Here is a 12077-nt window from a genome sequence, read left to right on the forward strand (position 1 = left end):
GCGTTGTCGGTCGGAGCGCAGGCCGGTCGGTCAGTAGCCGCGCACATCGGGCCAGTGACGTTGCACACCCGACCGGTCGAGCAGCCGCCCGAACTCGTCGAACCACTTTTCCTCCGCCTGCACCTGATGCGGCGTCACGTCCTCGGCGAGACAGTGCGCGGCCAGCGCTCCCGCGACCGCGCCGATGTTCCACTCCACCGGGTGCAGCCGGTAACAGCCGTTGGTGATGTGGGTGGTGCCGATGTTCTTGCCGGCCGGCAGCAGATTGCGCACCCGCCGGGGAACCAGCGCGCCCAGCGGGATCTCGAACGGCACCGAGCCGACGTCGATGTAGTTGTCGCCGCCGGTCGAGGGGTGCAGATCGATGCGGTAGTTGCCGACGCCCACCGAGTCCCGGTAGCGCGTCCTGCCGTACGGACCGACGACGTCGATGGCGACGTCCTGCTCCACGACCGTCGTCACCGCCTTGATGCGCCGCGACTCGCGGACGTACGGCGCCTTCGCGAGGCCGTCCGTCGTGCCGGTCACATCGGGGCGGATCCGCAGCCCGGGGAAGCCGGTGCCGCCGTCGGCGCGCGGGGCCTCGGTCTGCAGCCAGTACAGGACGGACAGCGACAACTGCCGCGCCTCGCGCAGCGCTTCGGCCTCCTGCCCGATGTACGGCTTCAACCAGTAGTCGTTCAAAGGCCAGTTGACGAGCGTGATGTCCGAGTCGAAGGCGCCCGGCTGATGCAGCTTGCGGGCGAGGATCCGCCGGAAACCCCACAGTTCCTTGTCACCCGCGTCGGCGCTCTGGTCGGCGCTCACGGCCAGCGGGTCGAGCTCCGGGTTCGGCACGAAGGTGCGGGGGACCGGTGCGAGGCTGCGCGGGTCGGGAGCCTCGAAGCCGAGCAGCGGGCCCGGCCAGAAATCCGGCCGGTAGGAGCGCCAGAAGTCGTAGTCCTCGGGACGGTCGATGGTGTGGTCCTCACCCTCGTGGTGCGAGAGCGCGAAGCACACCGTGATGCCCTGCTGATTGTCCGGCTGCGCCTCGGCGGGCGCGTGCGGCTCACCGAACTCCCCTTGCGCCTCGGCGCCGTTGGCGTGCTCGACATCCGCGAGGGCGAGCAGCGCGCCCGTCTCCGTGGCGTCGATGACATAGGGAGGAGTGAATCCGCGGACGATCCCGGTGCGCAGATCCTGCACGGAGACCGCGGTGATGACATCGTTGTCCGACTCGGCGGACACCGCCCGGTGCTCCGTCAGAACGGTCAGCAGCCCGCTCGCCCGGTACGGCGCGAGCATGCCCTCCAGGACGGCGAGCGCGATCCGCGGCTCGTGACACAACTTGCTGACCCGGCCCGCGCCCGGGTTGAACTCGGGCAGGGCGAGCGCCTCGCCGCGCAGCGGATACCACTGCCGGTAGTACGCGCGGATGCCCTCGCGCAGCGCTCGGTACGAGGCCGTCGTGCCGAACTGCTCCACCCAAGGGTGCTCGTCCGGCGGCACGGCCTGCGCGGTGAGCTGCCCGCCGATCCAGTCGGTCTCCTCGGTGAGCACGACACGGCGTCCCGCGCGGCAGGCGGCAAGCGCCGCGGCGACACCGCCGAGGCCGCCGCCGACGATGAGGATCTCCGGTTCGGGAAACACATGACTCCTTCGTGCTGTGCGTGCGCGTGTCGTTGTGTACGTGTGTCGCTATGTACGTGTGTGGGGGTGTAGCTCTGTGGGTGTGTCGCTTACGGACGGGGTGCCGGTCCGGCCGTGAGCCCGGCCCGGAACTCGCAGGCCACCAACGGCTCGTCCGCTTCCTCACAGGCCACCTGGGCGGACAGCAGCCGTACCGCCGCCGCGCCCAACTCGTGCCGTGGCACGTCGAACCCGGTCGGTACGGGACCCGCGGCCAGCTCCGGCGGCGGGCTGCCGAGCAGCGCCAGGGAGACATCCCCCGGACACGAGAGCCCGGCCTCCGCCACCGCCCCGCTCAGCGCCTGCCACGCCGCCCCGGTGTCCGTCTCCTCGGCGACGAACGCCGTCACGCCGTCCGCGACCAGCTCCCGGACCCGCTCGGCCGTCATCTCGGCCACCGGGTCCGCGCACCGCAGCACGGAGCCGGGACCACCCGCGAGCCCCGCCCCTTCGAGCCCGTCGAGGAAGCCCTGCTGACGGTCCGTGGAGGCGGGGGCGTCGTCGTCCTCGCGCACGAGCACGATGCGGCGATGCCCCAACCCGGCGAGATGCGCGACCACGTCGCGGCTCGCGCTCACGTAGTCGGCGCCCACCCAGGCGAGCCCTTCCAGCTCCTCTCTACGCCCGAGGTGTACGACCGGGAACCCGTCGGCGACGAGCCGCTTCAGTTCGGCGCGCGGCACATGCCGGCCGAGGAAGAGACAGCCGTCGGCGAGTCGCACCCGGCTGAGCGCGTCCGGACCTCCACCGCTGGACGCGGTGAAGAGGACCAGGTCGTAGCCGCGCGCGGCGGCCTCCTGCTCCACACCCACCAGGAACGGGTAATACGAGTGCTGCACATCGGTCGGGAACGCCGACGTGAAGCTGAAGACGCCGAGCAGGTTGTTGCGGGCGGCCGCGAGGCGGCGGGCCGCCGGGTCGGGAACGTAGCCGAGGTTGCGCGCGGCTTCGAGGACGCGCTGCCGGGTTTCCTCGGATATCGTCGCGCCCTTGCCGTCACGCCGGGCGTTCAGGACCAGCGAGACGGTCGCCTGCGACACACCGGCGAGCCGCGCGACCTCGGCCTGCCGGGGACGGGACTTCCGGCCCGCCGGAGCCGGGGCACGCCCCGGCTTCGCCCGCTTCCTGGGTTGCTCCACGCCTGCCGCTCCTCGGGGTGTCCGCCGTTGGTAATGCGTATTAGGTAATGCGCATTAACGGGTACTGTGCGGGCGCCTCCCGTGCGGGGTCAAGGGGTTGTACGGAGATTTCTGATGCTCAACGAGAGTGCTGCGCACACCGGTTGAGCACGCCGAGGAACCCGGCCGCGGACGGCGACCGGGTTCCTCCAGAGATGGCGATACGCAGGTCAGCGCACGGAGAGCCGAACCAGGCGCGCGTCCGTGGCCCGCTCGCCGGTCACCTTGAAGGCGACGTAGCGGGCCGTGGCCGAGCCGAGCGACAGCGCCCGGTCCGGCCGCTTCCCGTCGAGGCGGCCCGCGAGCCGGTAGTCGAGCCCGTCGGTGCTGAGTTCCACCTCGGCGGCGGGCGCGCCGCCGACCGTCCACTGCGCCTCCACGGTGCGCAGCGCGACCTCTTCGCCGAGGTCGACGACCAGGCGCCCGCCGGGCCCCGGGCGCCACGAGGTGCCGGGGTCGCCGTCCACCGCTGTCGCCGGGTCGGACATGCCCTCGGGCAGCGGGCTGGTCGGGAAGACGGTCCGGCCGAGCGCGCGGTCGTCCGACGGGAAGGCGGTGGCGCCGGGGAGGTGCAGCGTCGTCTCCCGCGTATGGGACACCGTGGCCACGGCGTGGCGGCCCTGTGCCTCCACACGGACCCGGCAGGCCGCGCCGGAGAGTCGGATGGTGGCGCCGTCGACGACCCGCACGCGCAGACCGGCAGGCAGCCGCCCGCCCGTCAGCGGAGCCAGCGTGAACCGGGGAGCGAGCAGCACCGCCTCGGCCGCGTCGAGGTCCGCGCGGTAGGTGACACCGTCGTCGGTGACGCTCTGGTCGCCCTGGAACACGGTGCGGCGGTCACCGGGCTGCGGGACGTGGGCCGTGGTGGTGACCCGCTCGCCCGACAGGTTGAACAGGCTCAAGTACCCGTCGGTGAGACCTACTTGGACCCCGTCGGCCTTTGCCGAGGGGGCGGGCCTGCGGGCGACCGTGCGCAAGGCGCTCGCCGACGAGTCGGCGAAGCCCTCGACCACGACGGGCGCCGCCGGACCGTCCGCCGCCACGATTTTGTCGCCGTACACCGCGAGCGGGTGCTTGCCGCCGCGGACGACGAGTCCTGCCCTGCCGTCGACGTCGAGCCAGCCGCCACGGCTGCTCACGTCCGGCTCCGGCCAACTGGCGAGGTCCTCCCAGGTCTTGCCGTCGGTAGAGCCCTGGATGCGGTAGGCGCGGCCCGCGGCGGCCTCCCAGCGCAGTGTCACCTGGTCGATGTCGTGCCGTGCGCCGAGGTCCACCGCGAACCAGCTGTCCGCGCGCGGACGGTCGGCCTTGGACACGGCCCACCGGGTCGCCGGGTCACCGTCGACGGCGAGCCCCGGCCCCTTGCCCGTTTCGCTCGACGACGCGGTCGCCGCCGCGCCGCGCGCGAGGTCCGCCCCGTCGGCGCCGTCGCGCACCTCCAGGGCGAACAGCGAGTACCCGTACGTCGGATCGGGCCGCACTCCGAGCATCCGGATGTGCCGCACGGCCGTGCGCGGGACATCGACCTTGTCGACGCGCGCCGCCGTGCCCGAGCCGTCCTGCGCCCGCACGGAGACACTGCCCTCCTCGAAGCGGTACGTACGCGACCCGTCGAGCCCCGCCATGCCCGGCATCGTGAGGTTGTGGATCTCCAGGTGGCCCTCGCCCGCACCGGTCCCGGTCGTCGCGTAGACGACCGAGCCGGTCGGGAGCGTCGCGAACCCCGCGTAACCGCCGTCCAGTTGGAGGACGCTCGCGCTGCCGTCGAAGCCGTCGCGCAGGGACTCGTAGAGCCGCACCGCGCGGTGCGTGACCGTGCCCTTGGAAGAGGGAAGGAACATCGGCGTCGCGCCGCTCAGCTTGAACAGCCAGTCGTCGTGCCCCGGCTGCCAGGCGAACTTCACGAAGTCGGGCTTGCTGACGGTGCCCGCCCAGGCGGCCGGTGTCTGGTGCGAGACGAGACCGGGCCCGGTGCCGAAGTCCGTGACCCCGGACGCGTGGGCGAACAACTCCTCCGCCGAGTACGGACGGACCGGGTCGCGCCCCTCCTCCGCCGCCCACACATGCAGCAGATAGCTGATGGCCAGCTCGGCACGCGCCTCCGGCTCGTACTTCGGCTCCCCGGAGAACTTGGCCAGGCGGTGCTCCGGCGGATACTTCTGGTACGCCTCGAGCCGCTCGGCCAGCGCCTGTTCGGCACGGGCCGCCGCCCGGTCGCCCACCACCTGCGCGAAGAACGCGAGCGGGATGACGTCCCGGCCGTACAGGTGCTCGCGGTCGTTCACCATCGGCATCAACGGCTCACCGGCGTCGCTCATCACACCAAGGAGCGTGCGCCACAGCGGATCCGCGTTCGGCTGCTTCGTCAGCACCTCGGGCAGCGGCCGGCCCGCCGCCAGGAAGTGCGCGGCGTTCCGTCCCGAGGTGCGCCACAACTCCTCCTGGTAGTGCGGGCCGAAGGAGCCGTGGTTCTCGACGATGAACGTGTCGTACAGGTTCCTCGCGGTGTTGCGCGAGACGCGCACGCCGTCGACGACCGCCGGATTGGCCAGGTCGGCGGGCGGAAGCCCGGCCTCGTTGCGCGACCACGTGCCGTAGCCGGACTCCCAGTCGGCGTGGCGTGGATCGTCGGGGGCCCAGGCCAGGGCGGGCGCGAGGGTCTGCGCGTACAGACCCATCTCCTCCAGCTTGGTGTCACCGACGTGGCCGCCCTTGAGGCCGTTCGGTGTCCAGTCGCCCGAGTCGGGGTCGTCGCCCGTTCCCAACGACGTGGTGTACGCGGCCTGTTCACGCGTGATGGTGTCGATCCGGTCGCGCGTCGTGTCGTCGAGCTCGTCCCACAGGAGGCGCGCGGCGAGCACGAAGTACGACTGGAAGGTGGTGTCGAAGAACAGCTTGCGGCCCCATTCGGTGCCGCCCGTGAGCCGGTTCGACGCCGCGAAGTGCCGGATGGTGGCGAGCGTGCGCGCCTTGAGGGTGTCCCGGTCGATGCCGGCCCGGTCACCGTCGTACGTGCCCTGCGTCAGCAGGACCGCGTTGCCGAGGACGACGGCGAATCCGAAGTCCTTGGCCGTGTAGTGGCCGAGCGTCGCGTCCCACTGGGTCTCGGACCAGCGGGTGTGGTCGAGCAGCACCCGGTGGTACGTGGCCGCGATGCCGTCCGGGGGAGCGGCCGAACGGCCCGCCGCCCGCGCCGGGTTCGTGCCGGCGAGGGCAGGGAGTGCTGCCATGGCGCCGGTGAGGCCGACGGCCTGCAGGAACCTGCGGCGATGGAGCTGCGGGAGGTGGTGCGGCATGGCCAGGACCTCTTTCGCGAATCACGAGACAACGTTGTCAGGTGGAAGGGGCTCAGTATTCGATCTCTGTCGGCGGGCGTCAACGGTCGGACGGGGAGGGCGTGATGGCCTGTACGTGCCCACGGACGAGATCCTGTACGTGCCCGCGGACGAGACGTCGTCCGCGGGCAGGCACAGGCCATCACCGAGGTCAGTCGCGGGTCCGGGTGAGGATCGCGCGGAGTTCGGGCACGGGGAGCTTCGGTTCGCGGTCCGCCGTCAGCAGGCCGTTGACCTCCTGCTCGGTGTCGGTGAACTGGGTGTAGCAGAAGCCGGCGAGCCCCGAGTTCACGGCGGCCCCCACCAGCGAGGACAGCCGCTCGGCGAAGTCCTTGTCGGTGGCGACGGTGTCGTAGCCGAACCACTCGGCGCCCTCGGCCGGTTCGAAGGTGGCGCCGCCGAACTCGCTGAGCACGACCGGCTGCCCCTGGTGGCGCACCCCGTCCAGCGTGAGGCGCCGGACGCCGGGCCACTGCTCGGTCAACTCACCCTGGCGCAGGGACGCATGGCCGTAGCGTTCGCGCAGCACATCGGCGCTCTGCGTGTAGTCGTGCACGCCCCACATGTCACCGGCCGAGATCTCCCAGCCGTCGTTGGAGACGGCGGGCCGCGAGGGGTCGAGGGCCTTCGTCAGGTGGTACAGGGCGTCCATGAAGTGGCGCTGCTCGGGGACGAGCGCCGGATTGGGTGCGGACCAGGATTCGTTGAGGGGAATCCAGGCGACGATCGAGGGGTGACTCAGGTCGCGCGAGACCGCCTCGGTCCACTCGGCGACCACCCGCTCGACGGTGGTCGTGGAGAACGCGTACGCCGACGGCATCTCGCCCCACAGCACGAGGCCGAGCCGGTCCGCCCAGTACAGGAAGCGCGGATCCTCGATCTTCTGGTGGATGCGCAGCCCGTTGAGGCCGATCTCCTTGGCCAGTTCGGCCTCCCGCCGCAGCTCCTCCGCCGACGCCGCGAGGTGCGAGCCCGACCAGTAGCCCTGCTGCAACGCGAGCCGCAGGAAGTACGGCTTGTGGTTGAGCAGGAAGAGTCCGTCGTCCCAGCCGATGTCACGCAGCCCGAGGTACGACGAGACATGATCGACGGCCGCGCCGTCCGCCGCATCGTCGATGTCGACCGTCGCGTCCACGAGGTGCGGGTGCTCCGGGCTCCACAGCACACCGTCCAGGTCCTGGCCGTTGCGCAGCGCGGGCACCGCGATGTCGAACGTCGTCTCCTGTCCTTCGGCGAGGGTCCGCTGGTCGGCGAGGACGCGCCCGCCCAGCGCGAGCCGCACCGACACATGCACGGGCGACGCCGGCCACCCGCTCAGGCGCACCCGGCAGCGGACGCGGGCGTTCGCGACATCGGGAGTCCAGTGCAGCGTCGTCACGTGAAGTTCGGGCACCTCCTCCAGCCACACCGGCTGCCAGATCCCCGAGGTGCGGTGGTACCAGATGACGTGCGGGTCGTGGTGCCAGTCCTGCTTGCCGCGCGGCTGCGTCACGTCGAGCGGCTGGTCCTCCGCGCGCACCACGAGGACGTGCTCGCCGTCCCCGTCGAGCACGTCCGTGACATCGCAGGAGAAGCCGGTGTGTCCGCCCTCGTGCCGGCCGACCAGGCGGCCGTCCACCCAGACCTCCGCACGGTGGTCGACCGCACCGAAGTGCAGAAGCAGGCGGCGGCCCGGGGCGGGCCGTGTCACGTCGATCGTGCGCCGGTACCAGAGCACGGGGTGGAAGCCGGCGTCCCGCGCCCCGGACGCCTCGGACTCGGGCGGGTAGGGCACGGTCACGACGCCGGTGAACGGCGCGGTGACCTCCGGGTCCATCCAGCGCTCCGCGCGGCCGCGGTCGGCGTCGTCACGGGCGAACCGCCACGGACCGCTCAGGTCGTGCCAGTCCGGGGCCCGGACGAGCTGCGGCCGGGGGTGTCCTGCGACGTCGTGGTGGGTGTGAGACAAGGAGAACTCCGGTGGTGTGGTGCGCTGTTCAGGGGACGGGTCGGGGTGTCAGGGCGCGGTGCGGACCGTGGGGGAGCGGAGGTCGACGGCCGTGGCGGCGAAGGCCAGCGGGCCGGGCAGCAGTGGGACGAGCATCGGCATCGCCCACGCGAGGAGCGCGGCCAGGACCACGGCGCCCGCGAGGAGCAGGCTGCCGCGCGGATCGGCGACCGAGCGGACGAGACTCTCACGGGCGGACAGCCGATGCGGTTCCTCCAGCGCCGTGGCGCGCAGCCCCACGACCGCGGCGCCCAGGGCGAGCAGCAACAGGGCGGGTGCCAGCACCTGCGCTCCGGGCAGGTCGGCGCCGAGCAGCCGGCTGTCGAGGAACAGGAGCAGGGCGAAGAGCGGCGGGACGAGGCCGGCCAGCAGCGTGCGCGCGCCGAGGCGTGCGCGCAGCTCACCGACGTATCCGCGGACACTGATCTGGACGCCGCTGCGTGCCGTACCGCGCAGCGTCGCCGACGCGGCCGAGAAGGCTGCGGGCGCCGTGACGACGGGCAGGCAGGCGACGCTGGTCAGCAGGCCGACGAGCAGCATGTCCGCGAAGAGCGAGAAGCCGCCGCCGAACACCTCGCCGGGCTCCCGGCGTTGCCGTCCCGTGCCTCGTGGCGCGACAGGTGTGTGAGTCATGTGTGTGTCTCAGCCCTTCAGCCCGGAGGTCGCCATGCCCTGGACGAGATAGCGCTGGAAGACGAAGAAGAACAGCACGATCGGCAGGACGGAGATCACCGACATGGCGAACATCGGCCCGTACGCGGAGGTGCTGCCCTGGTCGACGAAGCTGCGCAGGGCGAGGGTGATGGTCGACTTCTCCGGCGAGAACAGATAGATCATCTGCGTGAAGAAGTCGTTCCACGTCCAGATGAACGTGAAGATGGCCGTGGTGATCAGCGCCGGACGGCTGAGCGGCAGCGTGATCGCCCAGTAGGTGCGGAACGGGCCGCAGCCGTCGATCCGCGCCGACTCCTCGAGCTCCCGCGGAAGCCCCCGCATGAACTGCACGATGAGGAACACGAAGAACGCCTCGGTGGCAAGGAACTTCGGCAGGATCAACGGCCAGAACGTGTCCGTGAGGCCGAGCCGGTTGAAGATGATGTACTGCGGGATCAGTACGACGTGGTGCGGCAGCATCAGCGTCGCCACCATGAACCCGAACATCGGCTTGCTCATCCGGAACCGCAGCCGCGCGAAGGCGTACGCGGCCAGCGAGCAGGACAGCACATTGCCGAGAACGGCGCCGCCGGCGATCAACAGGGTGTTGCCGAGCAGCCGGCTCACCGGCACGCCCGACACCCCGTCGAGCGCGGTCGTGTAGTTGCCCCACTCCAGGTGGCTGGGCCACAGGTCGAGGCTGGCGATGACCTCGTCGGCCGGCTTCAGCGACGTGGCGAGCAGCCAGGCCAGCGGGTACAGCAGCACCAACAGGCCCACGGCGGCGATCGTGTGCGGCACCCACCGCTTCGCGGCGATGTTCATCGGCCCTCCTCGTCGGCGTAGAAGACCCAGGACCGGGACGTCCGGAAGAGGATCAGGGTGACCACGCCGATCGCGATCAGCAGCAGCCAGGCCATCGCCGAGGCGTAGCCCATGTGCGAGGCCGTGAAGCCGCGCTCGTACAGGTACAGCGTGTAGAACAGCGTGGAATCGGCGGGCCCGCCGTCGCCGCCACTGACGGCGAACGCGGGGGTGAACACCTGGAAGGAGTTGATGACTTCGAGGACCAGGTTGAAGAAGACGACCGGGGACAGCATCGGCACGGTCACCGACACGAACTGCCGCCAGCGGCCCGCCCCGTCGAGCGCCGCGGCCTCGTACAGATCGGGCGAGATCTGCTGCAGACCCGCCAGGAAGATCACCATCGGCGCGCCGAACTGCCACACCGTCAGCAGGACGATCACGTAGATCGAGAGGTCGGCGTTGCCCACCCAGCCGCCCGTGTGGATGCCGATCGAATCCAGCGCGCGGGAGATGGTCCCGCCGTCGTTGAACAGCGCACGCCACACCAGCGCGATGGACATGCTCGCACCGAGCAGCGACGGGGCGTAGAACGCGGAGCGGTAGAAGGCCCGGCCCCGGCTGAGGTTCTTCAGCAGCATGGCCGCACCGAGGGCGAGACCCAGCTTCAGCGGGACGGCCACGACGACGTACAGCATCGTGGTGCCCACCGAGCGCCAGTAGCGGGGGTCGTCCGTGAGCATGTCGGTGTAGTTGCGCAGGCCGATCCACTTCGGCGGGTCGAACAGGTTGTAGTCCGTGAACGACAGATACAGCGACACCGCCATCGGTACGAGCGTCAGCACGACCGCGCCGATGATCCACGGCGAGAGGAACACGTAGGCGGGCCACTGCTTCTCGCGCACCCGGCGGACGCGGCCGCCGGACGTCGACCGCTCGGGGTCCTGGTGTGCGGGGGCGGGCGCCTTGGTGGTGAGTGCGCTCATGACCTCAGCTCCTTGTTGGCCTCGTCGACGAGTTCGCGCGCCGCCTGGCGGGGAGTGGCCTTGCCGTACATCACGCGCTGGTACACGCGGTTGAACGTGGGCTGGATCGCCAGGTCGGCGGGCGGCGGGGCGGTCGGCGGAGCGTCGAGGCCGTACTTCTCCATCGTCTGCGCGTAGCGGTAGATCTCCAGCTCGGGGCCCTTGAGGGTCTTGCCGACGCGTGCGGCGATCGTCCGGTTGGGCGGGGTGGACCGGGAGAACCCGAGAATGTCGCCGACCCGGCGGTCGTTGAGCAGGAAGTCGACCAACTGGGCGGCCTCCTTGGGGTGCGCGGAGTGCGCGCCGATCCCGACCAGCATGCTCGGCTTGAAGTACGCGCCCTGCCTGCCGTCGGTCGTGGGCACGGACGCGTAGTGGATGTGGTCGCCGAGCAGGTCGACATAGCCGGGGAAGGGTGCGTCCCACGTGAAGTCGGAGGCGGCGAGATGGCGGCCCATCGGGGTCATCTCGGTGTTCTTGGCCTGCACGGAGTCCCGGGGCTCGGCGACCGCGCCCGCCTTGCGGAGGCGGTCGTAGAACGTCCAGAACTCGGCGAGATCGTCCTCGGTGAAGGCGAGTTCGGTCTGGCTCTTGTAGAGCTTCCCGCCGCGGCCGCGCAGCCAGTCCTCGAAGATGTCCTCGTTGCCGCCGCCGTCGTTGGAGCCGCGCAGCGTGCGGCCGTCGGGGGCCTTCAGGTCGAGGGCGGTGATTTTCTTGTTGGCCTCCGCCCACTCCTGCCAGGTCCAGTCGTTGGGAGGTGTGCCGATCCCGGCCCGCTCGAAGATCTTCGAGTCGTAGGCGAACCCGGTGATGCCGCGACCCATCGGCAGGGCGTACTGGCCACCCCGGTACGTGCCGGTGCGCAGGAAGCTGTGGTCCATGTCGGACGTGTCGATGGTCCCGCGCTTGATGGCGTCGTCCAGGGACAGCAGCGCGTCACCGCCGGCGTACTGGGACACCTGCCGGTAGTCCAGCTGCACCACGTCGGGGATACCGCCGCCCGCGGCCTGCGTGGCCAACTTCTGGAGGTACGCGCCGAATTCACCGTTCGACGTGCGGACGGTGACGCCGGGGTGCTCCTTCTCGAAGAGGCGCACCGCCTTCTCGGTGCGCGCGGCACGGTCGTCATTGCCCCACCAGGAGAACCTGAGGGTGACACCGCTCGACGTGCCGCCGCTCGCGGTGGAACAGCCGGACAACGTGCCGGTCAGCGTGGCACCGACCCCGGCGGCCGCGGTGGTCAGGACGGCCCGGCGGCTGAGGTGGGGGCGCGGGCCGCTTCGGGGCTCGGGCATGGGAGACCTCTCGTGAGGCAGGCGTGTGGGGCACCGCGACTGGCGCGCAGGGGCTGCGACGCGCTCCGACGGCGGCGGATTCCAACGTTGTAACCAGTGGGTGTCGTCGAGGTCAACCCTCTGACGTAAAT

Annotated in this window: 8 protein-coding genes; all 8 read right to left on the reverse strand. The window is 71.0% G+C overall.

The window, feature by feature from the left end:
• Nucleotides 1-30: 30 nt before the first annotated feature.
• On the reverse strand, nucleotides 31-1629 hold the full coding sequence (locus tag OHA73_RS45370; RefSeq protein ID WP_267073070.1) for an FAD-dependent oxidoreductase: 1599 nt from the start codon (nucleotides 1627-1629) through the stop codon (nucleotides 31-33).
• Between the two features lie 89 nt (nucleotides 1630-1718).
• Nucleotides 1719-2807 carry a LacI family DNA-binding transcriptional regulator gene (locus OHA73_RS45375; RefSeq protein ID WP_327658367.1) on the reverse strand — a complete coding sequence of 363 codons (1089 nt, stop codon included), beginning with the start codon at nucleotides 2805-2807 and terminating at the stop codon, nucleotides 1719-1721.
• 209 nt (nucleotides 2808-3016) lie between these two features.
• A complete protein-coding gene (locus OHA73_RS45380; RefSeq protein ID WP_267073068.1) occupies nucleotides 3017-6142 on the reverse strand; it encodes a discoidin domain-containing protein in 3126 nt (1041 codons plus the stop codon).
• Between the two features lie 190 nt (nucleotides 6143-6332).
• Nucleotides 6333-8129: a sugar-binding domain-containing protein gene (locus OHA73_RS45385; protein ID WP_266725401.1), complete on the reverse strand. Its 1797-nt coding sequence runs from the start codon at nucleotides 8127-8129 to the stop codon at nucleotides 6333-6335.
• 48 nt (nucleotides 8130-8177) lie between these two features.
• Nucleotides 8178-8801, reverse strand: coding sequence for a hypothetical protein (locus tag OHA73_RS45390; RefSeq protein WP_266725402.1), 624 nt, complete (start codon nucleotides 8799-8801; stop codon nucleotides 8178-8180).
• 9 nt (nucleotides 8802-8810) lie between these two features.
• Nucleotides 8811-9647, reverse strand: coding sequence for a carbohydrate ABC transporter permease (locus OHA73_RS45395; protein ID WP_266725404.1), 837 nt, complete (start codon nucleotides 9645-9647; stop codon nucleotides 8811-8813).
• Nucleotides 9644-10612, reverse strand: a complete 969-nt coding sequence (locus tag OHA73_RS45400) for a carbohydrate ABC transporter permease (RefSeq protein ID WP_267073067.1) — start codon at nucleotides 10610-10612, stop codon at nucleotides 9644-9646. Before OHA73_RS45400 ends, OHA73_RS45395 begins: the two co-directional genes overlap by 4 nt.
• Nucleotides 10609-11946 carry an ABC transporter substrate-binding protein gene (locus OHA73_RS45405; protein WP_267073066.1) on the reverse strand — a complete coding sequence of 446 codons (1338 nt, stop codon included), beginning with the start codon at nucleotides 11944-11946 and terminating at the stop codon, nucleotides 10609-10611. The genes OHA73_RS45400 and OHA73_RS45405 overlap by 4 nt, the downstream gene beginning before the upstream one ends.
• Nucleotides 11947-12077 lie beyond the last annotated feature (131 nt).

This window comes from Streptomyces sp. NBC_00483 (assembly GCF_036013745.1).
GTDB lineage: Bacteria > Actinomycetota > Actinomycetes > Streptomycetales > Streptomycetaceae > Streptomyces.

What these genes read in the sequence shown, in the direction of transcription:
- OHA73_RS45390 (WP_266725402.1), bottom strand. Translation starts at nt 8,801, where the DNA reads ATGACTCACACACCTGTCGCGCCACGAGGCACGGGACGGCAACGCCGG.
- OHA73_RS45405 (WP_267073066.1), bottom strand. Translation starts at nt 11,946, where the DNA reads ATGCCCGAGCCCCGAAGCGGCCCGCGCCCCCACCTCAGCCGCCGGGCC.
- OHA73_RS45380 (WP_267073068.1), bottom strand. Translation starts at nt 6,142, where the DNA reads ATGCCGCACCACCTCCCGCAGCTCCATCGCCGCAGGTTCCTGCAGGCC.
- OHA73_RS45395 (WP_266725404.1), bottom strand. Translation starts at nt 9,647, where the DNA reads ATGAACATCGCCGCGAAGCGGTGGGTGCCGCACACGATCGCCGCCGTG.
- OHA73_RS45400 (WP_267073067.1), bottom strand. Translation starts at nt 10,612, where the DNA reads ATGAGCGCACTCACCACCAAGGCGCCCGCCCCCGCACACCAGGACCCC.